The sequence below is a fragment of the Inquilinus ginsengisoli genome, assembly GCF_031453975.1.
GTDB lineage: Bacteria > Pseudomonadota > Alphaproteobacteria > DSM-16000 > Inquilinaceae > Inquilinus > Inquilinus ginsengisoli_A.
In genome coordinates this window covers 59,900-86,323 of the sequence record NZ_JAVDPW010000002.1, presented here as the reverse complement: position 1 = coordinate 86,323, position 26,424 = coordinate 59,900, and the positions used below count along the sequence as shown (strand labels likewise).

Here is a 26,424-nt window from a genome sequence, read left to right as displayed (position 1 = left end):
AGGCGAGCCCGACCCGCGACGGGCGCTGTCGCTCAGCGCTCGATCGACAGCCAGCGCACCAGATGGAAGTCCTGCACGTTATCCACCCAGCCCTTCACGGCCGGCGAGACCGCATGCCTGCTGGCGTAGTGGTAGATCGGGATGATCGGCAGATCGTCGATCATGATCCTCTCGGCCTGCTGCAGCAGTTGGCCGCGCCGCGCGGGATCCGTCTCCGTGGCCGTCCGGGCGATCAGGCTGCGATATTTGGGATTGGCATAGCCCGTTCCGTTCAAGGGTGGTGAGCCGCCGGTCCCAAGCTGCAGGAAACTGTAAGCGTCGTTGTAGTCGCCGATCCAGCCGTTGCGCGCGATGTCGGAAAACCGCCGCCCGTCGAATGTCGCCCGAAACGGCCCCCACTCCTGGGTCCGGAATTCGACGACGACCCCCAGCTTCTTCTGCCACATCTCGGCAATCGCCCGGGCCATCCGTTCGTGGTTCTCGCTGACGTTGTAGAAGAGCTCCAGTTTCAGGGGTCTGTCGGGACCATAGCCTGCCTTGGCGAACAGCTCCTTGGCCTTGGCATCGCGTTGGGCCTGCGTCAGCCTCGCGGCATCGGGTTGCCAGCTGGGGAAATTGAGGGTGCCCCGCGGCACGAAGCTGTAGGCCGGCAGTTCCCGGCCACGTGTGACGCGGGTGACCAGCAAGTCGCGGTCGATCGCCAATGACAGGGCCTCGCGCAGCTCGCGGCTGCTGCGCCACGGTTCATGCGTCAGGTTGTAGGCGTAGTAGTAGGTGCCCAGGTACGGCGTGATGTGGATCTGGCCTGGATTCGCCTGCCGAAGGGCCTCGACCTGCTGGCCCGGCAGATCATAGGTCACGTCCAGCCCGCCGGCCCGGAAACGGCGCAGTTCGGCATCTGCATCCTCGGTCGGGTAGATCATCACCGTATCGATGCGGATCGACGCGGCATCATGGAAATGCGGGTTGCGGGTCAGCTTGACGTGATCCCGTGGCGCGGCTTCGGCCAGCATGTAGGCGCCGTTCGAGACCAGATTGCCGGGCTTGAACGCATCGGCCCCGAACCTTTTGACGCTGGCGCGGCTGACCGCCGAGGTCGCGGGATGGGTGAGGGATGTCACGAAGTAGGGCGCGGGCGCGACCAGCCGAACCTTCAGGGTGATGGCGTCGATTGCCTGGGCACCGAGGTCTGTGGGCGGCTTGGCGCCGGTCCGGATATCCCTCGCGTTCACCACCCCGTCCAGATAGGTGGCATAGGGCGAGGCGGTCTCCGGATCGACCAGGCGCTGCCAGCCGAAGACGACATCGGCCGCGGTGACCGGCGTGCCATCCGACCACTTCCCATCCGCACGCAGCCTGAAGATGTAGGTCAGGCCGTCATCGGCGACCGTCCAGCTTTCCGCCATGCCCGGCACCGGGGTGCCGTCGGCGCCGTAGGCCATCAGCCCTTCGAACAGATCCGCCGTGACGGCGGCCTCCGCGAGGACCCCTATCCGCTGCGGGTCGAAGGTCTTGGGATCATCGCCATTGCCCTTGTTGAGGACCATCTCGGCCAGGGCGGCACTGGAGACGCTGCCGAACAGAACCGCGAACACCAGCCCGCGTGCCAGAGCCCTGACGAAGCGATACATGAGTCCTCCCTCGGTTTCGGCGAGCCGCAGCGGCAGGCCGTTGTCGATGCCGGCCCCCTCGCGCACAGCCCGACGGCTGACATTAGTGTCGAAGGCCACGGGCGCAAAGTCACGGCCAAGTTCCGGGTCGTCCGCTGCGAGTTTCGCAACTGCGGAATCCCGCGAATTCTTGGAACGCCGTGCGACATAAAGTGTTACTATCGCCACTTGGCGCCCATCGGCGCCGCGATGGCATCCCGGTCCTCGGTCACGGAGAGTGCTGATGTTCAATCGAGCGATGGTGAGTGGTCTCGGCGCGGTCGTGCTGGCCGCCGGCGCGACATTCGTCGCCATGGCGCCGGCCCAGGCGCTGACCATGCAGGAATGCAGTGCGAAGTATCAGGCTGCGCAGACGGCCGGTACGCTGAACGGCATGAAGTGGAACGACTTCCGCAAGGCGGAATGCGGCACCGATGCGACCCCGGCCGCCGCAGCACCCGCGGCTGCCGCGCCGGCCCCGGCCGCCGCAGCAGCGGCTCCGGCAGCCCCCGCCGCGGCGGGAAGCGCCGTGTTCCCGTCGGCGGTGTCGGCGAAGTATTCGGCCGAATCCGCAGGCAAGGCGCGGATGCACACCTGCCTCGACCAGTACAACGCCAACAAGGCCACCAACGGCAACGGCGGCCTCCGCTGGATCGAGAAGGGCGGCGGCTACTACAGCCAGTGCAACACCCGGTTGAAGGGCTGATCCTCTATCCGGCGGCGCCGTTCCACGGGGCGGCGCCGCCCACCCGATCGCGCAGCGACAGGGAGTCGATCATGAGCTTGTTCGACAACATCAAGGGCGCCTTCGGCGACCTCGTGGCCCGCGAGGCGCCGGAAGGCATTCCGGCGCTGCTGTCCAACGCCCTGACCCAGGCGGGCGGGATGCAGGGCATCCTGGCCAAGCTCCAGGCCGGCGGCCTCGGCTCCCAGGTCAGCTCCTGGGTCGGCACCGGCGGCAATCTGCCGATCAGCGGCGCCCAGATCCAGGCCGCCCTGGGCGACCAGCACGTCCAGCAGATCGCGGCCTCGCTCGGCATCCCGGCGGACAAGGTCCTGGCCTTTCTGTCGCAGCACCTGCCCGCGGCGGTGGACCACGCCACGCCGAACGGAACGCTGCCGCCGGCGGCGACCGCCTGAGGCCTGCCTCGGCATGACCTGCAGCAATCCCCGCCGGCCGGCGGGGATTGTTCGTTTGGGAACCTCGGCTACAGCACGAAGTCGCCGGCGACGAGGGCGACCGACCCGGTCAGGGCGACGCTGAAATCGGCGGTGCCGTTGCCGTCGACATCGCCCGAGATGGTGGTGACCCCGCCGGCGATGGCATAATGCAGCTCGCCGGCATGGTGGGTGAAGGCGCCGGTGCCGATGAAGTGGAACGCCTGGTTGGCGCCAGCGGCGGCGTTGGCGTCGATCAGATGCAGGTCGATCCTGTCGCCCTCGGCATGGCTGAAATCGGTGATCCGGTCGGCATTGGCGCCGACCACGCTGTGCGCGGCCGACGAGAACACGAAGCGGTCGGCGCCGGCACCGCCGATCAGCGTGTCCTTGCCGGCCCGGCCGTCGAGGACGTCGTTGCCGGCGCCGCCGACCAGCCCGTTGGCCGTGGCCCCGCCGCTGAGCACGTCGTTGCCGGCGCTGCCGTAGAGGTTCTCGATCCCGGTCAGCACGTCGCCTCGGGCGTTGCCGCCGAGGCCGGTGCCGGCGGCGATGTCGACGGTCACGCCGACCGCGCTTTCACTGTAGATCGCCGAATCGATGCCGGCGCCGCCGACCAGGTGGTCCGCCCCGGCGCCCCCGCGCAGCGTGTCGTTGCCGACGCCGCCTTCGAGCGTGTCGTTGCCCGCGAGCCCGCTGAGGACGTCGTTGCCGGCCAGGCCGGACAGGGTGTCGGCCTGCTGCGACCCGGTCTGCGAATCGTCGCCGGCGAACAGGGTGGTGGCGAGGCCGGAGATGTCGCCGTTGCTGATCGCCGAATAGGCGGCCGCGGCCGTGATCGAGAAGCCCGTCAGCGTGACGACCGCGCTGCCGCCCTGGGACAGCACCATCCCGGTGACGACGCCGGTGATGCCGAACAGCCCGATGCCGAGGCCGGCGCCGGTGAGCGTGGCGGAGACGCCGTCGAAATCGATATGGGCCTGGGATGAGGTGATAGAGGCGACGTGCGGATGGCCGAAATCCAGCGACCCCAGAGCCTCGAACGAAAACCCGGCGCCGGCGATGCCGTTCGGCGCGTTCACTGTCAGCGTGGTCATGCGGAACCCCTGTTCGGTGGCCGGACATCAGGGGCCGGCGACCGCCATTGAGAATACGGTCTTATGCTATTGGCCGATCACAGGCATCGCCACCACATTTCAAATGTATTCACGGCCATATCCTGCTTGACGATCTGTCGAATCCATCGATCCCAGCCAGAAATCAGGGTCTGTAAGATTTTAAATCTTTCGTCACTATCCAAAGAAACAAGATTCGAAGCCGATGACGAATGATTCCTGCCGCTCGGCCGGGCGTCGAGACGGTGGCTGACACGCTGCGGCCATCCTCTGCTAGTGTGGCCGGCCAACGCCTCCCGATCACCAGCCGGTGCCCAAGATGAGCGCAGACCAGCCGACCCCGTCGCCGCAGACCGCCGGAAACCCCCTGCTCGCGCCCTGGACGACGCCGTTCGGCAGCCCGCCCTTCGACGAGATCGCGACCGAGCATTTCCGCCCGGCCTTCGATGCCGCGCTGGCTGAACATCTGCGCGAGGTCGAGGCCATCGCCGGCAACCCGGCCGAGCCCAGCTTCGAGAACACCATCGCGGCGCTGGAGCGCGGCGGCCGGACGCTGAGCCGGGTCGCCGCCGCCTTCTTCAACCTGACCTCGGCGCACAGCAACGACGCGCTGGAGGCGGTGGAGCGGGACATCGCGCCGCTGCTGGCCCGGCACCGCAACGCGATCCAGCTGAACCCGGCGCTGTTCCGCCGGGTCGACGCGCTGTTCGCCCGCCGCGGCGCGCTGGGCCTGACGCCGGAGCAGGACCGGGTGCTCGAGCGCTATCACATCGGCTTCACCCGCAGCGGCGCCGGGCTGGACGAGCCGGCCAAGCGCCGGTTGGCGGAGATCGGCGAACGCCTGGCCACGCTGGGCACCCAGTTCGGCCAGAACGTGCTGGCCGACGAGAAGGCCTATGCCCTGGTGCTGGACGGCGAGGCCGACCTGGCCGGGCTGCCGCCGGAGCTGCGCGACGCCGCCGCCGAGAGCGCGGCCGCCCGCGGCCTGGCCGGCAAGCACGCCATCACCCTGGGCCGGTCGAGCATCGAGCCGTTCCTGCAGTTCTCCGCCCGGCGCGACCTGCGCGAGACCGCGTTCAAGGCCTGGCTGGCCCGCGGCGAGGGTGCGGCCGCCGACAACCGCCCGATCATCGCCGAGACCGTGGCGCTGCGGGCCGAGCAGGCGCGGCTGCTGGGCTATCCCAGCTATGCCCATTTCCGCCTCGACGACACCATGGCGAAGACGCCGGAGGCGGCGCTCGGCCTGCTGCGCTCGGTGTGGACGCCGGCCCGCGCCCGGGCCCTGCGCGAGCAGGAGGCGCTGCAGGCGCTGGCCGCGGCCGAGGGCGGCAATTTCGAGATCGCCGCCTGGGACTGGCGCTACTACGCCGAGCAGCAGCGCAAGGCCGAATACAACCTCGACGAGAGCGAGCTCAAGCCCTACCTGCAGCTCGACCGCATGATTGAGGCCGCCTTCGACACCGCGCACCGGCTGTTCGGCCTGTCCTTCGCCGAGCGGCACGACGTCCCGGTCTGGCACCCCGACGTGCGGGCCTGGGAGGTCACCGGCCGCGACGGCCAGCTGGTCGGCCTGTTCTACGGCGACTATTTCGCCCGGCCTTCGAAGCGCAGCGGCGCCTGGATGGAGGCGATCCGGGAGCAGGACAAGCTGGACGGCGAGGTCCGGCCGATCATCGTCAACGTCATGAACTTCGCCAAGGCGGCGGAGGGCGCGCCGAGCCTGCTGAGCTTCGACGACGCCCGCACCCTGTTCCACGAATTCGGCCATGGCCTGCATGGGCTGATGTCCGACCTGACCTACCCCTCGATCTCCGGCACCAACGTGGCGCGCGACTTCGTCGAGTTCCCGTCGCAGCTCTACGAGCACTGGCTGGAGCGCCCGGAGATCCTGCGCCGCCACGCGCTGCACTACCGCACCGGCGAGCCGATGCCGGAGGACCTGCTGCGCCGGCTGCTGGCGGCGCGCACCTTCAACCAGGGCTTCGCCACGGTGGAGTTCATCTCCTCCGCCCTGGTCGACCTCGACTTCCACGCGGCCGGCGCCGACGCGGCCGACCCGGCGGCGTTCGAGCGCGAGTCGCTGGCCAGGATCGGCATGCCGGCGGCGATCGCGATGCGGCACCGGCCGCCGCATTTCCAGCACATCTTCGCCGGCAGCGGCTATTCCGCCGGCTATTACAGCTACCTCTGGTCCGAGGTGCTGGACGCCGATGGCTTCGGTGCCTTCGAGGAGGCCGGCGACGTGTTCGACCCCGATGTGGCGAAGCGGCTGGGCGACTTCGTCTACTCCGCCGGCTACCTCCAGGACCCGGCCAAGGCCTACCAGGACTTCCGCGGCCGCCCGCCCGAGCCGGCGGCGCTGCTGCGGAAACGCGGCCTGGTCGAGGCGGCGGAGTAGCCGCCCCGGCCGGTCGCGGTCAGCGGGCTGCGAACAGCCCGTTCAGCTCCTTGTGCGGCACGGCGTCGGCGGCATAGCCGAAGCTGCCCTGGTCGTGGATCTCGCGCGCCGCGCGCAGGAAGGCGCCGAGCGCGGCTCGGGCCAGCGACCCGCCGACGCTGATGCGCCGCACGCCGACTCCGGCGAGCTGGTCGACGGTGAAGCGTGCGCCGACCAGGCCCATGACGACATTGACCGGCCGATCGACCGCGCGGACCACGGCGGCGATATCATCCAGGCTGGCCAGGCCGGGTGCGTAGAGCACATCGGCCCCGGCCTCCTGGAACGCCTGCAGCCGGCGGATGGTGTCGGCCAGGTCGGGGCGGCCGTGCAGGAAGTTCTCGGCCCGCGCTGTCAGGGTGAAGGGGAAGGGCAGGGACCGTGCCGCCTCCACCGCCGCCCGCACCCGTTCCACCGCGAGATCGAACCCATGGATCGGGTCGGCGTCCCGGCCGGTCGAATCCTCGATCGAGCCGCCGACCAGCCCGACCGCGGCGGCCTGGCGGATGGTCTCGGCCGGCGCCTCCGGCGCATCGCCGAAGCCGCCTTCGAGGTCGGCCGAGACCGGCAGGTCGGTGGCCTCGACGATGGCCCGGGCGTTCGCCAGGATCTCGTCCCGGCTGATCCTGCCGGCGCCGTCGTTGCGGCCCAGGGTGAAGGCGAAGCCGGCGCTGGTGGTCGCCAGCGCCTCGAAGCCGAGCCCGGCCAGCAGCCGCGCGGTGCCGGCATCCCACGGATTGGGGATGACGAAGGCGCCGGGGCGGGCGTGCAGGCGCTGGAAGGCGAGGGCCTTTTCGGTCTGGGTTGGCATCGGAACCTCCGGATCGGGTGTGGCGAACAGGTTCGCTGTTTGTTCTAGAGAGGTCAAGGCATGGCTGGGGTGGGGCATGCCGCCGCTGCCGGTGCCGCGTCGAGGTTGCTACAGTGGAGCGACCCCATCGGATGGACAATGGAATGAGCCGGTTCTGGAGCCCCGTCGTCAGCAGCCTGACCCCCTATGTCGCGGGGGAGCAGGTGGTGCTGCCCGACCTGGTCAAGCTCAACACCAACGAGAATCCCTATGGCCCGTCGCCACAGGCCCTGGCGGCGATCCGCGAGGCGGCGACGGATGTGCTGCGCCTCTATCCCGACCCGACCGCGCTGCGGCTGCGCACCGCGATCGCCCGCAGCCACGGGGTCGAGCCCGACCAGGTGTTCGTCGGCAACGGTTCGGACGAGGTGCTGGCGCACAGCTTCGCCGCCCTGCTGAAGCACGACGCGCCGCTGCTGTTCCCGGATGTCACCTACAGCTTCTACCCGAGCTGGAGCCGGCTGTACGGCATCACCTTCCGCGAGGTGCCGGTCGACGAGGGGCTGCAGGTCCGCGTCGCGGATTTCCGGCAGCCCTGCGGCGCCATCATCCTGCCGAACCCGAACGCCCCGACCGGCAGCGCCCTGCCGCTTCAGGACATCGAGGCGCTGCTGCACGACCACCCCGACCAGCCGGTGGTGATCGACGAGGCCTATGTCGATTTCGGGGGGACGAGCGCGGTGCCGCTGGTGGCGCGGCACCCGAACCTGCTGGTGGTGCAGACCTTCTCGAAATCGCGCAGCCTCGCCGGGCTGCGCGTCGGCTTCGCCATCGGCCAGCGGCCGCTGATCGAGGCGCTGGAGCGGATGCGGGACAGCTTCAACTCCTACCCGCTGGACCGCCTGGCCATCGCCGGGGCGGTCGCGGCGTGGGAGGACCGCGGCTGGTTCGAGACCCAGCGCGACCGCGTCATCGCCAGCCGCGAACGCCTGGCCGGGGCCCTGCGCGCCCTGGGCTTCGATGTGCTGCCCTCGGCCGCGAACTTCCTGTTCGCCCGCCACGCCACGATCTCCGGCGAGGCCCTGGCGGCCGGGCTGCGGGCGCGGTCGATCCTGGTGCGGCGCTTCGCCAGGCCGCCCATCCAGGACCATCTGCGCATCAGCATCGGCACCGATGCGGAGTGCGACCGGCTGGTGGCCGGCCTGGCCGAACTGGTCGATCCGCCGGCCTGACGCCTTTCCGGCACGGCGCCCCTCAGGCGACCCGTTCGTAGCGCAGGCCGCGGGCCAGCCAGCAGCCGACCTCGACGCTTTCGGCCCGGCCCGCGCCGTCGCGCCGGACGCTCAGGGTCCAGTCGCCGGGCGGGGTGTGGTCCAACGCCCGCGGGCAGGGCAGGGCCCAGACATCCGGCCCGACCGGGTCGAGCAGTTCCATCCGGCCCTGGCCGAGGAAGCCGGAGAAGCCGCCATACAGCACGCCGCCGGCATCGGCGACCTCCAGCTCGGCCGCCAGCTCGTCGCAGCGGTAGCGGCCGGCGATGTCGATCGTGGGCGTGCCGTTGCAGGGAATCAGGCGCGTGCTCTGGTTCTCCTGCGGCCGGTCCATCCACAGCCCGCCCTCGCCGGCGCGCAGCCGGGTCCGGCCGTTGCCGGCGGTGCCGTCGGCTTGCAGGTCCAGCCGCTCCGCCGAATGGCCGTAGCGCAGCCGCACCCGGCCCTCCTTGGTTGCGTCGATGCGCGCGGACAGGCCGGTCTCGGGCTCGATGTAGCTGCCCAGCCACTCCGGCGCCGGCAGGCCGGCGGCGGGCTGCGGCCGGGTCTCGCCCAGCACGGCGGCCAGCAGGTCGACCGCCGCGGCGCTGGCGTCGGCCAAGTGGTTGAACATCACCACGATCGAGACGCGCTCCGACGGCACGTACAGGCGATGGCTGCGCCAGCCGCGCAGCGCCCCGCCATGGCCGATGACGGCGCGGCCCAGCTCGGTGCCCCGGCTCAGGCCGAAGCCATAGGGGGCGGTGGCGCCGTCGGCGAAGCCGACCGGGACGGACAGGCGGCTGTACAGCGCCTCCGGATCGTCGCGGGTGGCGTCGATGTGGCGCTCCCAGGCGATCATGTCGTCCAGGCTGGCGCCGAGCCCGGCGTCGCCGGTCCACAGGATGCGGTTCTCCGCCGCGCGGAAGCCGCCCGCCTGGGTGCCTTCATAGCCCTCGGTGCCATCGGGCATGGCGCGGGTGTCGGCGGCCAGGACCGCGCTGCCCATGCCGGCGCGGTCGAAGATGCGGGTGCGCAGCAGCTCCGCGAAGCTGCAGCCGGTGCGCTCCTGCACGATGTCCGACAGGATGCGGAAGTTCTGGTTGACGTAGGAGTAGCGGGTGCCCGGCGCGAAATGCAGCGTCCGGGTGCCGGCGATGACGCGGGCGGCCTCGGTGTCGCCGAAGGGTGATTCGACCGGCGCGCCGTGCAGCATCGCCACCGCCCAGTAGTCGCGCAGGCCCGACTGGTTGTGGCACAGGTGCAGGGCGCCGGGCGCCGCCTGCTCCAGCAGCGGCAGGCGGGCGCGGACATCGTCGTCCAGCACGGTCGGGTCGGGGAAGGCGTCCAGCACCAGGCCGCAGGTGAACTGCTTGGTGATCGAGCACATCCGGAACAGCGTCTGCGGCGTGAACGGGATGCGCCGCTCGGCATTGGCCCAGCCCCAGGCGTGGCGGGCCAGCACCTCGCCGTCCTGCAGCACGGCGACGGCGCCGCCGGGCCCGGCATAGTTGCGGGGCAGGGTGTCCAGGACACGGTCGAGGCGGGTGGAGAGGGAGTCGCTCATGGCCGCCACCCTGGCGTCGCCGCCGCGCTGTGTAAAGATGGCCCCTGCCGGAATTGCGGGTGACAGCCGCCCCTGCGGCATTTATCAGACATAAGAACCTTGCCCAAGAAGAAGCCGATGCCGACGATCACCAATATCCAGGACCTCAGGACGCTGGCGAAGCGCCGCATCCCGCGGGCCATCTTCGACTACGCCGATCGCGGCTCCTATGACGAGGTGACGCTGCGGGCCAACCGGGCGGACCTCGCCGCCATCGGGCTGCGCCAGCGGGTGATGATCGATGTCGACAAGCGCTCGGTCGCGACCAGGATCCTGGGCCAGGACGTCACCATGCCGCTGGCGATCGCGCCGACCGGCCTGACCGGCCTGTTCCACGGCAATGGCGAGATCCACGGCGCCCGCGCGGCCGAGGCCTTCGGCATCCCGTTCTGCCTCTCGACCATGTCGATCTGCTCGATCGAGGATGTGCGCGGCGCGGTGACCAAGCCGTTCTGGTTCCAGCTCTACGTCATGCGCGACCGCGGCTTCTCGAAGTCGCTGATCGAACGCGCCATCGCCGCGCAATGCTCGGCCCTGGTGCTGACGCTCGACCTGCAGATCCAGGGCCAGCGCCACCGCGACCTCAAGAACGGCCTCGCCGTGCCGCCGCGGCTGACGCTGGCCAACGCGCTCGACATCGCCACCAAGCCGTCCTGGGCGATGAAGGTGCTGTTCGGCAAGCGCCGCAGCTTCGGCAATCTGGAAGGGCAGGTGAAGGGCGCGGGCAACCTGAAGACCCTGTCGGAATGGACCGCCAGCCAGTTCGATGCGTCGCTGAGCTGGAAGGACGTCGAATGGGTGCGCAGCATCTGGCCCGGCAAGCTGATCCTCAAGGGCGTGCTGGACGAGGATGACGCGAAGATCGCGGCCTCGACCGGCGCCGACGCCGTCGTGGTCTCCAACCATGGCGGCCGCCAGCTCGACGGCGCGCAATCCTCGATCTCGGCGCTGCCCGGGATCGTCCAGTCCATCGGTCACCAGACCGAGATCCTGTTCGACGGCGGCGTGCAGTCCGGCCAGGACATCCTGAAGGCGGTGGCGCTGGGCGCCCGCGGCTGCCTGATGGGCAAGGCCTTCCTCTACGGCCTGGCCGCGATGGGCGAGGCCGGCGTGACCAAGGCGCTGGAGATCATGCGCAAGGAGCTGGACATCAGCATGGCGCTGACCGGCACCGGCGACATCACCAAGGTCGACCGCAGCAGCCTGGTGATCCGGGGCTAGGGCCGGGGACACGGATTGGGAATGCCTCCGCGCGGAGGCATCCCTGCCTTATTCGTCCAGAGAGATCATCGACGATCTCCGGCCCACCATCTGGTCCCGGAACTTCGCGTATGAGGCTTCCCTCATGCGCTTGCACCCGCCATGCATCTCCAGCAGGTCGGCGATCCAATGGCCGGGCCGGAAGGCCTCGATCGTGGTGGGGTGCCAATCGTCGTATTCGGCCCCGGCCTTGCTTGTCGCCGAGACGCCGAACACCGTCTTGCCGCCCGCCGACAGGAAGGCCTCGCCGCGGCTGTTGCCGTTCGCATCGAAATGGAAGGAAAGCTCCTTGAAGGTGATGCCGTAGTCGCGCTTCCCCCGGTAGGTGAAGCTGACGGCAAAATCCTTCATGTTGTCGGCGACGATCTGCAGGTTGCTGTATTCGCTGGGGATCGAGAGGCGCTTGTTGGTGCTTGTCCAGGCGGCGAAGCGGCGGACATCCCACACCAGCGCGCAGAGCGCCTCGCCGATACAGCTGGTCTCCATGAAGCGCTGGGCTTCAGCGACCTTGGCCCTGTCATCAGCGGTCCTGGCGGCACAGTTGTTGTGCTCTTCCAGTTCCAGCTGTCTGGCTTTTTCCCTGAATTCATCGACCAGGGAATGCCATTTTTCCAGATGGGCGTTGCCCATGGCAGCCTCCTCCTTGGCTACTTTCCATCCATGGTGCGTTGTTTTCGGACGAATGCAAGGGCGGGGATGGGGCTCGACCGGAAAATCGCGCATCGAGCTCCCGTTGGGCCGCTGGTCGTTGTGCTTACGGGCGCGCGGCCGGCTGCGGCCGCAGGAAGCGGGCGATCAGCAGGCGCAGCATCGGCGCCTGCGCCGCAGCGTCGAAGGTCGGGTCGATCGCGGCGCGGCTGATCATGCCGTCGAACAGGGCGATCAGCCAGCCGGCGGTGCTGGGCAGGTCCAGCGTCGGGTCGATCTGGCCGCGCGCCACCGCCGTGGTCAGCACGCCGATCAGCGCCGCCTTGGTCTCGGCGTCGGACCGTTCGAACATCACGGCGATGCGGGGGTTGCGCATCGCCTCGGCGCCGATCTCGACCGCCAGCCGCGCCTCGGACCGGTCGGCCAGCGCGTCGAAGGCGACGTCGACCAGGTCGAGCAGCGCCTGCAGCAGGTCGTCGGCCTGGCGCAGCTGCTCGAAGATCTGGGCGGCCTCGTGCCGCTCCTCCTCGACCAGCGCCTCGATGATGGCTTCCTTGCTGTCGAAATAGTGGAACAGGTTGCCGGGGCTCATCCCGGCCTCGACGCAGATCTCGGCAGTGCGGGTCTGGTGGAAGCCGCGCCGGGCGAAGCAGGCCGTCGCCGCCCGCAGGATCTGCTGGCGCCTGGCCTCGTGCTTCTCGGGGTCGAGTTTGCGCATCGCTTTGTCCGCCCTGGCTGCCGACCCGCGGAACGGGGCGCCCATTCATTAACCGACCATCCAGTCGAACAATGGTCCGGGACAAGCGGGGCGTCAAGGGCGAGGGGGCTCAGATTTTCTCTTCGCCGGGCCCCATCACCTTGAGGTGATACTTGATCCGGCGCAGCCGTTCCAGGCTGCGGTCGCCGGGGCGCTACAGGTCCTTCTCCGCGAGTTCGCGGAACGCGTCGGGCACCGAGCTGGACCGTCCCAGCGCGACCGAGCCATAGCCGACCGCCGCCCATCCGAACCGGTCGCGGATCGCGTCGACGGCGCGGTCGGCCTTTCCCCGCGCCATGCCCTTCCGGGCGCCGGGCCGGCGCCGCTCGTCGTCGAGCCCGAGCGGGAGGTCCAGCTGCAGCGCTTCCCGGTCGTCGAGATGCGAGACCGAGATCGCCAGCAGCGAGATGGTCTTCTCCTGGGGGTGCTGCGCCAGCACGGTGCGCACCAGCTCCTCGGCGATTTCGGCCAGGATCGTGGTCGCCGAGATCGGCGCGTCGAGCGTGATCGAGCGGGTGACCGAGCGCAGGTCGGCGAAGCGGACGCGGACCGTCACGGTCCGGCCGGGCCGCGACTTGGCCCGCAGCCGGGTGGCGACCCGGTCCGCCAGATGGCGCAGCGTCGGCACGAACACCCGCTCCTCGGCCGGCTTCCGCCCCAGCGCCGACTGGGCCCCGGCCGATTGCGCCCGGCGGTTGGTCCGGATCTCGCGCGGGTCGCGGTTCCAGGCCAGCGCCGCCAGCTTCTCGCCGGCCGCGCGGCCCAGCAGCCGTTCGAGCGACCACCCCGGCACCTGGGCCAGCTGCCCGATGGTGCGCACGCCGGTCTCGGCCAGCCGCGCCTTGGTGACCGGGCCGACACCCCACATCAGCTCGACCGGCAAATCGTGCAGGAAGGCCAGCTCGGCAGCGGGGTCGACCACCATCAGCCCGTCCGGCTTGGCCACCTGCGAGGCGATCTTCGCCAGGTGCTTGGTGCGCGCCACCCCGACCGAGATCGGCAGGCCGAGCTCCGCCCGCACCCGGCGGCGGATGGCGGCGGCGATCTCGGCCGGCGGGCCGAACAGGTGGGTGCAGCCGGCGACGTCGGCGAAGGCCTCGTCGATCGAGATCCGCTCGACCAGGGGCGTGAAGTCGCCGAGCACCCCGATGGCGGCGTCGCCCAGCCGCTGGTACTCCTGGAACTGGCCGTCGACGAAGATGAGGTGGGGGCACAGCAGGCGCGCCTGCCGGCCCGGCATGCCGCCGCGCACCCCGAAGGCCTTGGCTTCGTAGGACGCGGCCAGCACCACCCCGCCGCCGACCGCGATCGGCTTGCCGCGCAGGGACGGGTCCAGCAACTGCTCGACCGAGGCGTAGAAGGCGTCGAGGTCGGCATGGAGGATGGTGGCTGCGGTGTCCATCCCGACCGTTCACCTGCAGAGGATGATTGGAACAAAAAGAGAACAAACGCCGATGATTGTCAAGCTCCGGGCTTGACCCGCGCCGCCCGATCGCGTCCTTTCGGCCAGGGCGACCGGCGTGGGGAGGGACGGGGATGCAGGCTGCGGAGGAGGCGTTCACCGTCGGCTTCCTGCTGATCCCGAACTTTCCGCTGATGCCCTATGCCGCGGCGATCGAGCCCTTGCGCGCCGCCAACCTGCTGGGTGGGCGCGAGCGCTATCGCTGGCTGCATTTCAGCCCGGACGGGCAGCCGGTGCGCGCCTCCAACGGCATCGCCGTGGCGCCGGACCGGCCGCCGGACCGCATGGCGGAGGTCGACCTGCTGCTGGTCTGCGCCGGCACCGGGATCGAGGGCTTCGACCATCCGCCGACCCTGGCCCGGCTGCGCGACCTGGCGCGCCACGGCACCGCGCTGGGCGCCGTCTCCGGCGGGCCCTACCTGCTCGCCCGGGCAGGGGTGCTGGACGGCCACCGCTTCACCCTGCACTGGGACCATCTGGCATCCTTTGCCGAGCGCTTCCCGGCGCTGGAGCCGACCGGGCACCTGTTCGAGATCGACCGCGACCGGCTGACCTGCTCCGGCGGCATCGCCGCGCTCGACCTGATGCACGCGCTGATCGAGCGGCGCGACGGCGTGGCCCTGGCCGCGGCGGTGGCCGACTGGTTCATGCACACCCAGCTGCGCCATGGCGACGACCCGCAGCGGCTGGATCCGCGCCGGCGCTTCGGCGTCAGCCATCCCGGCCTGCTGGCGGCGCTGGCGCGGATGGAGGAGCGGATCGAGGAGCCGCTGTCGCGCCAGGACCTCGCAGGCATCGCCGGGCTGTCGCTGCGCCAGCTCGAGCGGCTGTTCCGCGGCCGGCTGGGGCGCAGCGTGGCGGAGCATTATCTCGACCTGCGGCTGCGGGCGGCGCGGCGCCACCTGCGCCAGACCACGCTGTCGGTGACCGAGGTGGCGCTGGCCTGCGGCTTCGTCAGCACCAGCCACTTCTCCCGCGCCTACCGCCAGCGCTTCGGCTCTCCGCCGGCCCGGGACCGGGCGGAGTGAGCGGCTTGTCTCCATGGGACATGCCGATGACGCTCTGAGGCAAATCGAAGGGCGGTATGGGGTGGATGCTTGGTAAGGATAGGCCTGAGCCACCCCCTCACCCGGAACCGCGTCGGCGGTTCCGGGTGAGGGGGTGGCTCCGGCCCGAACGGAGGCACGGCGTGCGCTATTCGATCTTCTCTGTGCTGGGCCAAGCCCTAAGGGGCCAGCAGGGCTGGACGCCGGCCTGGCGCGACGCGGCGCCGAAACCGGCCTATGACGTGATCATCGTCGGCGGCGGCGGCCACGGGCTCGCCACCGCGCATTACCTGGCCAAGGAGCACGGCATCGCCAATGTCGCGGTGCTGGAAAAGGGCTGGATCGGCGGCGGCAATGTCGGCCGCAACACCACCATCATCCGCTCCAACTACCTGCTGCCCGGCAACACGCCGTTCTACGAATGGTCGATGAAGCTGTGGGAGGGGCTGGAGCAGGACCTCAACTACAACGCCATGGTCAGCCAGCGCGGCGTGCTGAACCTCTACCACTCCGACGCCCAGCGCGACGCCTACGCCCGCCGCGGCAACGCCATGCGGCTGAACGGCGTCGATGCCGAGCTGCTGGACCGCGAGCAGGTGCGGGCGCTTGCGCCGCTGCTGGCCTTCGACAATGCCCGCTTCCCGATCCAGGGCGGGCTGCTGCAGCGCCGCGGCGGCACCGTGCGCCACGACGCGGTGGCCTGGGGCTATGCCCGCGCCGCCGACAGCCGCGGCGTCGACATCATCCAGAACTGCGAGGTCACCGGCATCGCCATCGAGGACGGCGCGGTGGTCGGGGTCGAGACCAGCCGGGGCCGGATCCGCGCCAGCAAGGTCGGGCTGGCCTGCGCCGGCAACTCCTCGCGCGTCGCGGCGCTGGCGGGGCTGAAGCTGCCGATCGAGAGCCATGTGCTGCAGGCCTTCGTCTCCGAAGGGCTGAAGCCGCTGGTCGACGGCGTTATCACCTTCGGCGCCGGACATTTCTACGTCAGCCAGTCCGACAAGGGCGGGCTGGTGTTCGGCGGCGACATCGACGGCTACAACTCCTACGCCCAGCGCGGCAACCTGCCGGTGGTAGAGGATGTGGTCGAGGGCGGCCTGGCGATCCTACCGGCGCTCGGCCGGCTGCGCCTGCTGCGGCAGTGGGGCGGGCTGATGGACATGTCGATGGACGGCAGCCCGATCATCGACCGGACGCCGGTGCGCAACCTCTACCTCAACGCCGGCTGGTGCTATGGCGGGTTCAAGGCGACCCCGGCCTCGGGCTGGTGCTTCGCCCACACCATCGCCCATGACGCGCCGCATGCGCTGAACGCCGCCTACCGGCTGGACCGCTTCGCCACCGGCCACCTGATCGACGAAAAGGGCGTCGGCGCCCAGCCGAACCTGCACTGAGGGACATCAGAGATGCGGATCCCCTGTCCCCATTGTGGCGAGCGCGCGGCCGAGGAGTTCAGCTATCTCGGCGACGCCACGGTGCAGCGCCCGGCGCCCGATGCCGGGGTCGACGCCTTCGTCGCATACGCCTATCTGCGCGACAACCCGGCCGGGGCGCTGGCCGAGTACTGGTACCATGGCGGCGGCTGCCGCAGCTGGCTGGTGGTGACGCGCGACACCCGCGACCACCGCATCCTCGGCGCCGTCGACGCCCGCGGCCGGGAGGCGCAGCCATGAGCCAGCCTTTCCGCCTGCCCGCCGGCGGGCAGATCGACCGCGCCGCGACGCTGGGCTTCCGCTTCGACGGGCGGGAGTACCAGGGCCATCCCGGCGACACCCTGGCCTCGGCCCTGCTGGCCAACGGCGTTGGATTGACCGGTCGATCGTTCAAATATCATCGCCCGCGCGGCATCCTCTCGGCCGGGGCGGAGGAGCCGAACGCGCTGGTCGAGCTGCGCCGCGGCGCGAGGCGAGAGCCGAACAGCCGCGCCACCATGGTCGAGCTGTTCGACGGGCTGGACGCGCAGAGCCAGAACCGCTGGCCGTCCCTCGGCTTCGACCTGATGGCGGTGAACGGGCTGCTGTCGCCGGTCTTCGCCGCCGGCTTCTACTACAAGACCTTCATGTGGCCGGCCCGGTTCTGGGAGAAGGTCTACGAGCCGCTGATCCGCCGCGCCGCCGGCCTGGGCCGGGCGGCGACCGAGCCCGACCCGGACCACTACGAGAAGGCCACCATCCATTGCGACGTGCTGGTGGTCGGCGCCGGCCCGGCCGGGCTGGCGGCGGCGCTGGCGGCGGGACGGTCCGGCGCGCGCGTCATCCTGTGCGACGAGGGTTTCCGGCTCGGCGGCAGCCTGCTGTCCGAACGCCGGGCGGTCGGTGACCAGGCGGCGCCGGGCTGGGCGGCGGCGGCCGAGGCCGAGCTGGCCGCACTGCCGGAGGTGCGGCTGCTGCGCCGGACCACGGCGTTCGGCGTGTTCGACCACGGCACCTATGGCGCGGTGGAGCGGGTCGGCGACCATCTGGCGGTGCCGGAGCCCCACGCTCCGCGCCAGCGCCTGTGGCGGATCGTGGCGAAGCGCTGCGTGCTGGCGGCCGGCAGCCTGGAACGGCCGCTGGTGTTCGGCGACAACGACCGGCCCGGGGTGATGCTCGCCGGCGCCGTTCGGACCTATCTCAACCGCCATGCCGTGGCCCCTGGCCGCCGCGCGGTGATCTTCGCCAACAACGATGCGGCCGGGGCGGTCGCCGCCGACCTCGCCGCATCGGGCGTGGCGGTGGAGGCGATCGTCGACGCCCGGCCGGAGGCGCAGCTGGATCGGGCGGCGCGCGATGCCGGCACCCGGCTGCTGGCCGGGGCGGTGGTGACCCGCGCGGTCGGCGGCGCCCGCGGGCTGCATGCGGCCGAGGTGCGGGATGCCGCTGGCCGGACCGTGACGCTGCCCTGCGACCTGCTGGCGATGTCCGGCGGCTTCAGCCCCAACGTCCACCTGACCTCGCATCTCGGCGGCCGTCCCGCCTGGAACCCCGGCCTCGCCGCCTTCGTGCCGGGCGATCTGCCGCCGGGCATGGCCGTCGCCGGCAGCGCCGCCGGCGTGTTCGATCTGGCCGGCTGCCTCTCCGGCGGCGGCAAGGCCGGTGTTGAGTCTGCGCGGGATTGCGGCTACGACGGCGGCGCCTTCGATCCGCCGGCGGTGGCGGCGGAGTCGACCGGGGTCAGCGCCCTGTGGCGGGTCAAGGGCGGCGGGGGCAAGCGCTTCGTCGACTTCCAGAACGACGTCACCGACAAGGACATCGAGCTGGCCGAGCGCGAGGGCTTCCGCGCGGTCGAGCACCTCAAGCGCTACACCACCCTCGGCATGGCCACCGACCAGGGCAAGACCTCGAACGTCAACGCCATCGGCATCATGGCCGAGATCACGGCGCGGGACATCGACGCCGTCGGCTCCACCCGGTTCCGGCCGCCCTACACCCCGGTGTCGCTCGGCGCCTTCGCCGGCCACGCCCGCGGCCGCGACTTCCGGCCGACCCGGTTGACCCCGTCGCATGACTGGGCGGCGGAGCAGGGGGCGGTGTTCGTCGAGGCCGGGGCGTGGCTGCGGGCGCAGTATTTCCCGCGGCCGGGGGAGAAGGACTGGCTGGAGACGGTGAACCGCGAGGTGCGCCGGACCCGATCGGCGGTCGGCATCTGCGACGTCTCCACCCTCGGCAAGATCGACCTGCAGGGCGCCGATGCGGCGGAGTTTCTGAACCGGCTCTACATCAACGGCTGGTCCACCCTGGCGGTCGGCCGTGCGCGCTACGGGCTGATGCTGCGCGAAGACGGCATTGTCATGGATGACGGCACCACCTCCCGCCTGGCCGACGACCGCTTCCTGGTCACCACCACCACGGCCAATGCCGCCAAGGTGATGCAGCACATGGAGTTCTGCCACCAGTGCCTGTGGCCGGAGCTCGATGTCCAGTTCACCTCGGTCAGCGACCAGTGGGCGCAGTTCTCGGTGGCCGGGCCGAGGGCACGCGACCTGCTTTCCCGTATCGTCGACCCGCCCTTCGACATCGGCAACGCCGCCTTCCCCTATCTCGGCGCGGCCGAGCTGACGGTCTGCGGTGGCGTGACGGCGCGGCTGTTCCGCATCTCCTTCTCCGGCGAGCTGGCCTATGAGGTCGCGGTGCCGGCGCGCTACGGCGACGCACTGGTGCGGCGGCTGATGGAGACGGGCAAGGATCTCGGCATCACCCCCTACGGCACCGAGGCGCTGGGCGTGATGCGGGTCGAGAAGGGCCATGTCGCCGGCAACGAGCTGAACGGCCAGACCACGGCGGCCGATCTCGGCCTCGGCCGCATGATGTCGACCAAGAAGGACTATATCGGCCGGGTCCTGGCCGGGCGGCCGGGGCTGGCCGATCCGGCGCGGCCCAGCGTGATCGGTTTCCGGCCGGTGGACCGGTCGCGGCGGCTGCGGGCCGGGGCGCATTTCATCGCCGACGGCGCGGCGGCGACCACCGAGAACGACCAGGGGTTCATGACCTCGGTCGCCTTCTCGCCGATGCTGGGCCATTGGATCGGGCTCGGCCTGCTCGCCCGCGGGGCGGAGCGGATCGGCGAGACCCTGCGCGCCTGCGACCCGGTGCGCGGCGAGGAGATCGCGGTCGAGGTGGTGTCAGCTGTGTTCTACGACCCCGATGGGGAGCGCCTGCGTGTCTGACCTCACCCCCCGATCCGCCTTCGCCGGCATCCTGGTGCCCGGCCGCCACGGCCGTGCCGAGGGTAATAAGGCCGGCGTCACCGTCCGGCCGCGTGACGGGCTGGCCCTGGCCCGGCTGATCGCCCGCAAAGGCCGGGCCGCGGACCTCGCCACCGCGATCCGGTCCCAGTACGGCCTGGACCTGCCGACCACGCCGAAGCGGGTGGAGCAGGGCGGTCTGGCCTTCGTCTGGTCGGGCCCCGGGCAATGGCTCGCCGTGGCCGAGGATGGGCGCGACCTCGTCCGGGATCTGGCCGCGGCCGTCGGCGCCTTTGCGGCCGTGAGCGACCAGAGCGACGGGCTGGCGGTGCTGCGCGTCTCCGGCCCCCACGCCCGCGACGCGCTGGTCAAGGGTGTCGGCCTCGACCTGCATCCGCGCGGCTTCGGCCCTGATGATGCGGCGGTGACCGTGATCGCTCATGTCGGCGCCCAGCTGTGGCAGCTGGACGACGCACCGACCTACGAGATCGCGGTGCTCCGCGGCTTCGCCGGCAGCGTCTGGCGCTGGCTCGATGCTTCGGCGGCGGAGTTCGGCTGCGAGGTCGAGGCCTAGCCGCTTCGGCGTTTCCGGGCTTGTGCCCGGGCGGCTTCGCTCCTACACGCTGGGACATGCCCCCGGAGTTGGTCGCGAGGCGCCCGTGATGGTCACGATCAAGGACGTCGCCCGGCAGGCCGGCGTGTCCTTCACCACCGTCTCGCATGTCATCAACCGGACCCGGCCGGTGAGCGGCGAGACGGCGGAGCGGGTGCGCAGCGCCATCGCCGCGCTGGGCTATTTCCCGTCGGATGTGGCGCGGGCGCTGAAGTCGAACCGCAGCCGCACCATCGGCATGATCGTCACCACCACCACCAACCCGTTCTTCGGCGAGGTCATGCGCGGGGTCGAGCGCGCCTGCTTCGACCATGGCTACGCCCTGATGCTGTGCAACACCGACGACGAGACGGCGCATCTCGCCCGCTATCTCGAGATGCTGTTCGCCAAGCGGGTGGACGCCGTGGTGGTGATGACCACCCATGCCAGCCCCGAGTTCTTCCGCCGCCTCGGCCAGGTGCGCGAGGTGCCGGTGGTGGCGATCGATGCTGCCGCCGGCATCGTGCCGTCGGTGTTCAACGACGATTCCCGGGCCGGCGGCTTCCTGGCCGGCGATTTCCTGGCCCGGCGCGGCTTCCGTCGTATCGGCTGCATCGCCGGCCCGGCCGACCATCCCCGCGTGATCGAGCGGCTGGACGGGCTGCGGGCGGCGCTGGCGGCGCACGGCCTGGGCGTGCCGGAGGCGCTGACGCGGCGCTGCGACCTGACCATTGCCGGCGGAGCTGTGGTGGCGCGAGAGCTGATCGCGCTGCCGCCGGGCGAGCGGCCCGAGGCGATCTTCGCGCTGAACGACCTGTCGGCGATCGCCACGCTGCACGCCGCCCAAGATGCCGGCCTGTCGGTGCCGGCGGACCTCTCGGTGATCGGCTATGACGACATCGAATTCGCCAGCCAGACCTTCCCGCCGCTGACCACCATCCGCCAGCCCGCCGCCGAGATCGGCGCCGCCGCCGCGACGGCGGTGCTGCGGCACCTGGAGGAGGGGGCGCCGCTGCCGGCCGCCGTCACCCTGGCGCCGGAGCTTGTGGTCCGGGCATCGGTCGGCTTCGCCATCCGATAGTGCGCCGGACTCGCGGCGCGGCGGCAAGGCCTGGCGGGCGCATGGCCGTCGCTCACCCGGCAACGCTTCCCCGCCGCACGGCGCTGCTCTAACGTCTCGTCCAGGCTGTCATGCCCGGCATTTGCCGCGGCGATGGCATTGCGACCGGAGGGCCGGGCCTTCGGCTCCCCTCCGCCCCACGACCGAACGAGGTTCTGATGGCGCACGAATTGCAATTCTACATCGACGGCGCTTGGGTCGACCCGATCACGCCGAAGACGCTCGACGTGATCGACCCGTCGACCGAGGAGGCGTTTGCCCAGATCTCGCTCGGCTCGGCCGCGGATGTCGACCGCGCGGTGGCGGCGGCGAAGCGGGCCTTCCCGGTCTTCGCCCGCACCAGCCGGCAGGAGCGTCTGGCCCTGCTGCGCCGCATCCTGGAGGTCTACAAGAGCCGTGCCGGCGACATCGCGCTCGCCGTGTCGCGCGAGATGGGCGCGCCGCGCAAATTCGCGCTGGAATCCCAGACCGGCGCCGGCGAGGCCCATCTGGCCCGGATGATCGAGACGCTGGAGACTTTCGAGTTCGAGCGGATCAAGGGCACCACCCTGATCGCCAAGGAGCCGATCGGCGTGGTCGGCATGATCACCCCGTGGAACTGGCCGCTGAACCAGATCACCTGCAAGGTCGGCCCGGCCCTGGCCGCCGGCTGCACCATGGTGCTGAAGCCCAGCGAGATCGCGCCGCTCGACGCCATCATCTTCGCCGAGATCCTGCATGAGGCCGGCGTGCCGAAGGGCGTGTTCAACCTGGTCAATGGCGACGGGCCGACGGTCGGCACCGCGATCTCCAGCCACCCCGATGTCGACATGGTGTCCTTCACCGGGTCGACCCGCGCCGGCGTCCTGGTGGCCAAATCGGCGGCTGACACGGTCAAGCGCGTGCATCAGGAGCTGGGCGGCAAGTCGGCCAACATCATCCTGCCGGACGCCGATCTGAAGCGGGCGGTGACCAAGGGCGTCGCCGGCTGCTTCGGCAACAGCGGCCAGTCCTGCAACGCCCCGACCCGGATGTTCGTGCCGCTCGACCGGCATGACGAGGCGGTCGGCTACGCCAAGGCGGCGGCGGAGACCTTCAAGGTCGGCCCGGCGGATGCCGAAAGCACGATGCTGGGCCCCGTGGTCAGCCAGGTGCAGTACGACAAGATCCAGAAGCTGATCGAATCCGGCATCGCCGAGGGCGCGGAGCTGGTGACCGGAGGCCCGGGCCGGCCCGAGGGGCTGAACCGCGGCTACTTCATCCGCCCGACCGTCTTCGCCCGGGTGACGCCTGAGATGTCGGTGGCGCGCGAGGAGATCTTCGGCCCGGTGCTGTCGATCCTGACCTACGAGACTGAAGAGCAGGTGATCGACCTCGCCAACGACACGGTCTACGGCCTCGCCGCCTATGTCCAGTCGGGCAGCCTGGACCGCGCGCGCAAGGTGGCGTCGCAGCTGCGCACCGGCAACGTCCACATCAACTACCCCGCCTGGGACACCGGCGCGCCGTTCGGCGGCTACAAGCAGTCGGGCAACGGCCGGGAATACGCCGAATTCGGCCTCGAGGATTTCCTCGAGATCAAGGGCGTGATCGGCTACGAGGCCGCCTGAGTCCTCGCCGGAGCCTTCCGTGGTTCGCCGCGGAGGGCTCCGGCTTGCCGGCCTCTTCCTGAATTCTTTTTGCGGCGACGCAGGCTGCGGGGAACCAGCATCCGCCTGCGGGGGGCGGCCATCCTGGCGTGGTGGCTTCCCGCCCGGCGTTGCACTGGCCGGTATCGCCCTCGGCGGCAGCCTGGTCCTGCCGATGGCCGGCCTCGCCGAACCGGCCGTCGCCATCGCCTGACGGCAGGCGCAAAGCCTCAGACGGCGGCGCGCTGGGGCCGGTGCTTCTCGGCGCGGTGGCGGAGGCGGGTGGTGCCGAGGCCCTGGGTCTTGGCATAGGCCGATTTCGAGCGGGCGTAGTTCGGCGCCACCATCGGGTAGTCCGCCGGCAGGTTCCATTTGGCGCGGTACTGTTCCGGCGTCATGCCGTAGGTGGCGCGCAGCCAGCGCTTCATCATCTTGAACGGGCGGCCGTCCTCCAGGCAAATGATGTAGTCCGGCGTCACCGACTCCGCGACCGGCACCGCCGGGGTCGAGGCCGCGACGAGGCGCGGATGCGCCGCCGGGTGATGGTCGGCGCCGGGTTCGGCCCGGATGGCCTCGGGCTCCTGGTCGCCGTCGACGGCCGTCATGTCCTGCGAGACCGGCGTGCCGCGGGCCGCGATCAGCGACAGATGGACGCTGCGGATGAGACCCGGCAGGGACTCGCTGTCCACCGCATTGTGCGACACATGGGCCACGATGATTTCCTTGGTGAATTTGAGGATCTCATCTTCGCTCAGCGTGGACATCGCGCTTTCCCTTTAAGTCCTGTGTGCCGCCCCTTATGTCCTGTGCGCCGCAACGCGTCCGCAGGTCGTCACGGGGGGCCGTCAGCATCATCGAGACTGCTCTCATGGCGTCAAATGCTACAAGACAAGACTGGCTCTAAGGTTCCAGGGGATTCAGAAAAAAGTTTTCGGTCCTGCGACTCTTTCCCTTGCGCCGGTTCGCCTGCGGAAAATAATCAGGATCGAGCACAATTGTTGCGTCGCCCCTTCGCATGCTTGTTGTTTCCCTGATGGCCACGCCGGGAATTCAAAGCAGCCACGGCTCCGCCCAATCCAGCGGATGCGTGGCCATGAGTTCTCTCTCTATGCCGATCGGCCCCGCGCCGGCCGAAGGATTCGGCGGCCAGCCTCGGGGAAACGGCGCAGTGGTCGGCCGATGTGATGGAGGCGTCGAGCTAGCGGCTGAAATCGACCGCGACGGTGTTGCCGCCGCTGACCACGACGCCGACCCGCTCGCCGGGCCGGGGGCGGTAGCGGCCTGACAGCAGGGCGGCGAAGGCGGCGGCGGCGCCGGGTTCGGCCACCACCCGCAAGCCCGACCACAGCGCCGCCTGGGCGGCGCGGATCGCGTCGTCGGTCACCAGCGCGGTCGCCTGCACATGCTGCCGCACGATCGGGAAGACCTGCTCGCCGATCCGCTTCGGCGCCAGGGAATCGGCGGCGATGCCGCCGGTCTCGGCATCGACCGGGTGCCCGGCCTCGAAGGCGCGGTGCAGGGTGGGCGACGCCTCGGGCTCGACGCCCACGACCTTGACCCGCCCGGCATACCAGGCGGCGATGCCGCCGATCAGCCCGCCGCCGCCGACCCCGACCAGCACCGTGTCCAGCTCCGGCGCCTGGGACTCGAGCTCGAGCGCCAGCGTGCCCTGGCCCAGCATGGTCTCGGCCTGGTCGAAGGCGTGGATGGACAGGGCGCCGGATTGGGCCGCCCAGGCGTCGCAGGCGGCCAGCGCGTCGGCGTAGCGGTCGCCGCCGACCACCAGATCGGCGCCGTAGCTGCGGATGCGGTCGATCTTGGCGGGCGAGGAGATGGCCGGCACGAAGATCCGGGCGGGCAGGCCCAGCGCCCGCGCGGCGAAGGCCACCGCGGCGCCGTGGTTGCCGCCGGACGCCGCAGCGACCCCGACCGCCGGCACCGGGCGGGTCAGCAGGTTGGCGAAGGCGCCGCGGGTCTTGAACGACCCGGCATGCTGCAGCAGTTCCAGCTTCACCGTGATCGCGCCGGCCTCGATGCCGAAGTCGCGGCCCTCGGCGGCGACCACCGGGGTGCGCCGGATGTGGGGGCGGATCACCGGCTCGGTGGCGGCGATCCGGCTGCGGTCGATCGGGATGATCCTGGACATCTCGTCTCCGGTGCCGCCCCTGCGGCTGATGTTCGGGTCAGGAATTCGTCGATTGGCAAACTACCAATTCCAGACGGCCGGACGCAATTCCCCTTTGCCGGCCGCCGTCCGGCGCGGGCTACAGCGTATGCACGAAATCGGCGATGCCGTTCAGGGTGATCTGGGTGCCGACGCACAGCAGCAGGAAGGCCATCAGCCGCGACAGCACGCGCGCCCGGGCATGGCCCAGGAAGGCGACGATCCGGTCGGCCGAGGAGTAGGCGACCCAGATGATGACGGCGAGCACGATCGCCGCGGCGGAGGCGCCGAGCACGAAGGGCAGGAAGGACGGCTGCCCCACCGGCAGGCTCGACCCGATGGCGATGGCGACCGAGATCGTCCCCGGTCCGGTGGTGAACGGCATGGTCAGCGGGAAGAAGGCGACGGCGTCGATGCCCTCGGCCTCCGAGGCCTGCTGCTGCTTGCGCTCCTCCTGCTGCTCCGGCGATTGCAGCAGCCGCCAGGCGCTGGCGGCGATGATGAAGCCGCCGGCGATGCGCAGGGCGGACAGGCTGATTCCGAAGAAGCTCAGCACATAGGCGCCGCCCCACAGCGCCCCGAGCATGACCAGGGTGGAGTACATCGCGATCGTCCGCGCCAGCTGGCGGCGTTCGTCATGCGACCGGTCGGCGGTGATTTGGCTGAAAATCAGCGCCGCCCCGATCGGGTTGACGATCGAGAACAGGGCCGAGAGGGTGAGCAGGAATGTCTGGATCGAACCGCCCATGCGCGTCCCCCTGATGTGGCCAGACACCCTGGCTGATCTGCGGTGCCGGCCGCAACATCGGGATCACGGCAAGAGGCTAGAGCCCGGTGATCAGCTTCCTGAGCAGGGCGTTGAGCTTTTCCTGCTCGGCGGTGGTGAGCACCGACAGCAGCCGCTCCTATCGTAAAGCCGGGTGGGTGACAGCATGCAGGGCACGCCCGATCGCCGGAGGGTCGCGAGCACGTCAAACTCGCCCGGCTGCAGCCCGGCGCTGGCGAACAGCGGGTTGAGATGGTCGCGCGTCACCCGCCCGGCGGCTTCGGACAGGCGGCCGAGCACCGCCATCGGCAGCGTGGGGGGTCCGGGCGCTCGC

22 protein-coding genes are annotated in these 26,424 nt (G+C 70.6%); 12 read left to right on the top strand and 10 right to left on the bottom strand.

What is annotated here, in order from left to right; genetic code table 11:
* Positions 1-32: 32 nt before the first annotated feature.
* A complete protein-coding gene (locus tag E9232_RS04215; protein ID WP_309792329.1) occupies positions 33-1,730 on the bottom strand; it encodes a peptide ABC transporter substrate-binding protein in 1,698 nt (565 codons plus the stop codon).
* 163 nt (positions 1,731-1,893) lie between these two features.
* Between E9232_RS04215 and E9232_RS04210 the strand changes: the two genes are divergently transcribed.
* Both E9232_RS04210 and E9232_RS04205 read left to right on the top strand, forming a co-directional pair.
* Positions 1,894-2,355 carry a hypothetical protein gene (locus E9232_RS04210; protein ID WP_374710593.1) on the top strand — a complete coding sequence of 154 codons (462 nt, stop codon included), beginning with the start codon at positions 1,894-1,896 and terminating at the stop codon, positions 2,353-2,355.
* A 71-nt stretch (positions 2,356-2,426) separates the two neighbouring features.
* A complete protein-coding gene (locus E9232_RS04205) occupies positions 2,427-2,789 on the top strand; it encodes a YidB family protein (RefSeq protein WP_309792328.1) in 363 nt (120 codons plus the stop codon).
* A 68-nt stretch (positions 2,790-2,857) separates the two neighbouring features.
* Here E9232_RS04205 and E9232_RS04200 read toward each other — a convergent pair whose 3' ends face one another.
* The gene (locus E9232_RS04200; protein ID WP_309792327.1) at positions 2,858-3,904 is read right to left on the bottom strand and encodes a calcium-binding protein; all 1,047 of its coding nucleotides are present in this window, start codon (positions 3,902-3,904) and stop codon (positions 2,858-2,860) included.
* Between the two features lie 337 nt (positions 3,905-4,241).
* On the opposite strand from E9232_RS04200, the gene E9232_RS04195 reads away from it, so the two are divergent.
* Complete coding sequence (locus tag E9232_RS04195; protein WP_309792326.1) at positions 4,242-6,320, top strand: M3 family metallopeptidase; 2,079 nt, start codon at positions 4,242-4,244, stop codon at positions 6,318-6,320.
* 19 nt (positions 6,321-6,339) lie between these two features.
* Here the strand turns inward: E9232_RS04195 and E9232_RS04190 are convergent, their stop codons facing one another.
* On the bottom strand, positions 6,340-7,170 hold the full coding sequence (locus tag E9232_RS04190) for an isocitrate lyase/PEP mutase family protein (protein WP_309792325.1): 831 nt from the start codon (positions 7,168-7,170) through the stop codon (positions 6,340-6,342).
* A 143-nt stretch (positions 7,171-7,313) separates the two neighbouring features.
* On the opposite strand from E9232_RS04190, the gene hisC reads away from it, so the two are divergent.
* On the top strand, positions 7,314-8,381 hold the full coding sequence (hisC, locus tag E9232_RS04185) for a histidinol-phosphate transaminase (RefSeq protein ID WP_309792323.1): 1,068 nt from the start codon (positions 7,314-7,316) through the stop codon (positions 8,379-8,381).
* A gap of 22 nt (positions 8,382-8,403) precedes the next feature.
* Here hisC and E9232_RS04180 read toward each other — a convergent pair whose 3' ends face one another.
* Positions 8,404-9,966: a D-aminopeptidase gene (locus tag E9232_RS04180; RefSeq protein WP_309792322.1), complete on the bottom strand. Its 1,563-nt coding sequence runs from the start codon at positions 9,964-9,966 to the stop codon at positions 8,404-8,406.
* 117 nt (positions 9,967-10,083) lie between these two features.
* Between E9232_RS04180 and E9232_RS04175 the strand changes: the two genes are divergently transcribed.
* A complete protein-coding gene (locus tag E9232_RS04175; protein WP_309792321.1) occupies positions 10,084-11,226 on the top strand; it encodes an alpha-hydroxy acid oxidase in 1,143 nt (380 codons plus the stop codon).
* A gap of 48 nt (positions 11,227-11,274) precedes the next feature.
* Here the strand turns inward: E9232_RS04175 and E9232_RS04170 are convergent, their stop codons facing one another.
* The 3 genes from E9232_RS04170 to dinB form a co-directional block, all read right to left on the bottom strand.
* Entirely contained in the window at positions 11,275-11,895 is a 621-nt protein-coding gene (locus E9232_RS04170) for a hypothetical protein (RefSeq protein WP_309792319.1), read from the bottom strand.
* A 124-nt stretch (positions 11,896-12,019) separates the two neighbouring features.
* Complete coding sequence (locus tag E9232_RS04165; protein WP_309792318.1) at positions 12,020-12,631, bottom strand: TetR/AcrR family transcriptional regulator; 612 nt, start codon at positions 12,629-12,631, stop codon at positions 12,020-12,022.
* A gap of 193 nt (positions 12,632-12,824) precedes the next feature.
* Positions 12,825-14,072 (bottom strand): DNA polymerase IV, encoded by a 1,248-nt coding sequence (dinB, locus tag E9232_RS04160; protein WP_309792317.1) that lies wholly within the window; start codon positions 14,070-14,072, stop codon positions 12,825-12,827.
* Between the two features lie 134 nt (positions 14,073-14,206).
* On the opposite strand from dinB, the gene E9232_RS04155 reads away from it, so the two are divergent.
* The 7 genes from E9232_RS04155 to E9232_RS04125 all read left to right on the top strand — a co-directional run bounded on the left by E9232_RS04155 (position 14,207) and on the right by E9232_RS04125 (position 23,142).
* Positions 14,207-15,160 (top strand): GlxA family transcriptional regulator, encoded by a 954-nt coding sequence (locus E9232_RS04155; protein WP_309792316.1) that lies wholly within the window; start codon positions 14,207-14,209, stop codon positions 15,158-15,160.
* A gap of 161 nt (positions 15,161-15,321) precedes the next feature.
* Complete coding sequence (locus tag E9232_RS04150; RefSeq protein ID WP_309792314.1) at positions 15,322-16,572, top strand: sarcosine oxidase subunit beta family protein; 1,251 nt, start codon at positions 15,322-15,324, stop codon at positions 16,570-16,572.
* A gap of 12 nt (positions 16,573-16,584) precedes the next feature.
* On the top strand, positions 16,585-16,851 hold the full coding sequence (locus E9232_RS04145) for a sarcosine oxidase subunit delta (RefSeq protein WP_309792313.1): 267 nt from the start codon (positions 16,585-16,587) through the stop codon (positions 16,849-16,851).
* Positions 16,848-19,823 carry a sarcosine oxidase subunit alpha family protein gene (locus tag E9232_RS04140; RefSeq protein WP_309792312.1) on the top strand — a complete coding sequence of 992 codons (2,976 nt, stop codon included), beginning with the start codon at positions 16,848-16,850 and terminating at the stop codon, positions 19,821-19,823. Before E9232_RS04145 ends, E9232_RS04140 begins: the two co-directional genes overlap by 4 nt.
* A complete protein-coding gene (locus E9232_RS04135) occupies positions 19,816-20,415 on the top strand; it encodes a sarcosine oxidase subunit gamma (RefSeq protein WP_309792311.1) in 600 nt (199 codons plus the stop codon). The genes E9232_RS04140 and E9232_RS04135 overlap by 8 nt, the downstream gene beginning before the upstream one ends.
* 88 nt (positions 20,416-20,503) lie before the next feature.
* Positions 20,504-21,514: a LacI family DNA-binding transcriptional regulator gene (locus E9232_RS04130; protein WP_309792310.1), complete on the top strand. Its 1,011-nt coding sequence runs from the start codon at positions 20,504-20,506 to the stop codon at positions 21,512-21,514.
* Between the two features lie 197 nt (positions 21,515-21,711).
* Positions 21,712-23,142, top strand: a complete 1,431-nt coding sequence (locus tag E9232_RS04125; RefSeq protein WP_309792309.1) for an aldehyde dehydrogenase family protein — start codon at positions 21,712-21,714, stop codon at positions 23,140-23,142.
* Between the two features lie 248 nt (positions 23,143-23,390).
* Here the strand turns inward: E9232_RS04125 and E9232_RS04120 are convergent, their stop codons facing one another.
* The 3 genes from E9232_RS04120 to E9232_RS04110 all read right to left on the bottom strand — a co-directional run bounded on the left by E9232_RS04120 (position 23,391) and on the right by E9232_RS04110 (position 26,072).
* Positions 23,391-23,924, bottom strand: a complete 534-nt coding sequence (locus E9232_RS04120) for a Ros/MucR family transcriptional regulator (protein WP_309792308.1) — start codon at positions 23,922-23,924, stop codon at positions 23,391-23,393.
* A gap of 434 nt (positions 23,925-24,358) precedes the next feature.
* Positions 24,359-25,306, bottom strand: a complete 948-nt coding sequence (locus E9232_RS04115; protein WP_309792307.1) for a threonine/serine dehydratase — start codon at positions 25,304-25,306, stop codon at positions 24,359-24,361.
* Between the two features lie 118 nt (positions 25,307-25,424).
* Positions 25,425-26,072, bottom strand: a complete 648-nt coding sequence (locus tag E9232_RS04110; protein WP_309792306.1) for a MarC family NAAT transporter — start codon at positions 26,070-26,072, stop codon at positions 25,425-25,427.
* Positions 26,073-26,424: the final 352 nt, after the last annotated feature.

Coding starts and splice junctions, on each gene's coding strand:
- hisC (WP_309792323.1), top strand. CDS start 7,314: ATGAGCCGGTTCTGGAGCCCCGTCGTCAGCAGCCTGACCCCCTATGTC.
- E9232_RS04205 (WP_309792328.1), top strand. CDS start 2,427: ATGAGCTTGTTCGACAACATCAAGGGCGCCTTCGGCGACCTCGTGGCC.
- E9232_RS04190 (WP_309792325.1), bottom strand. CDS start 7,170: ATGCCAACCCAGACCGAAAAGGCCCTCGCCTTCCAGCGCCTGCACGCC.
- E9232_RS04130 (WP_309792310.1), top strand. CDS start 20,504: ATGGTCACGATCAAGGACGTCGCCCGGCAGGCCGGCGTGTCCTTCACC.
- E9232_RS04170 (WP_309792319.1), bottom strand. CDS start 11,895: ATGGGCAACGCCCATCTGGAAAAATGGCATTCCCTGGTCGATGAATTC.
- dinB (WP_309792317.1), bottom strand. CDS start 14,072: ATGGACACCGCAGCCACCATCCTCCATGCCGACCTCGACGCCTTCTAC.
- E9232_RS04165 (WP_309792318.1), bottom strand. CDS start 12,631: ATGCGCAAACTCGACCCCGAGAAGCACGAGGCCAGGCGCCAGCAGATC.
- E9232_RS04195 (WP_309792326.1), top strand. CDS start 4,242: ATGAGCGCAGACCAGCCGACCCCGTCGCCGCAGACCGCCGGAAACCCC.
- E9232_RS04110 (WP_309792306.1), bottom strand. CDS start 26,072: ATGGGCGGTTCGATCCAGACATTCCTGCTCACCCTCTCGGCCCTGTTC.
- E9232_RS04140 (WP_309792312.1), top strand. CDS start 16,848: ATGAGCCAGCCTTTCCGCCTGCCCGCCGGCGGGCAGATCGACCGCGCC.
- E9232_RS04115 (WP_309792307.1), bottom strand. CDS start 25,306: ATGTCCAGGATCATCCCGATCGACCGCAGCCGGATCGCCGCCACCGAG.
- E9232_RS04175 (WP_309792321.1), top strand. CDS start 10,084: ATGCCGACGATCACCAATATCCAGGACCTCAGGACGCTGGCGAAGCGC.
- E9232_RS04145 (WP_309792313.1), top strand. CDS start 16,585: ATGCGGATCCCCTGTCCCCATTGTGGCGAGCGCGCGGCCGAGGAGTTC.
- E9232_RS04210 (WP_374710593.1), top strand. CDS start 1,894: ATGTTCAATCGAGCGATGGTGAGTGGTCTCGGCGCGGTCGTGCTGGCC.
- E9232_RS04155 (WP_309792316.1), top strand. CDS start 14,207: ATGCAGGCTGCGGAGGAGGCGTTCACCGTCGGCTTCCTGCTGATCCCG.
- E9232_RS04200 (WP_309792327.1), bottom strand. CDS start 3,904: ATGACCACGCTGACAGTGAACGCGCCGAACGGCATCGCCGGCGCCGGG.
- E9232_RS04180 (WP_309792322.1), bottom strand. CDS start 9,966: ATGAGCGACTCCCTCTCCACCCGCCTCGACCGTGTCCTGGACACCCTG.
- E9232_RS04120 (WP_309792308.1), bottom strand. CDS start 23,924: ATGTCCACGCTGAGCGAAGATGAGATCCTCAAATTCACCAAGGAAATC.
- E9232_RS04125 (WP_309792309.1), top strand. CDS start 21,712: ATGGCGCACGAATTGCAATTCTACATCGACGGCGCTTGGGTCGACCCG.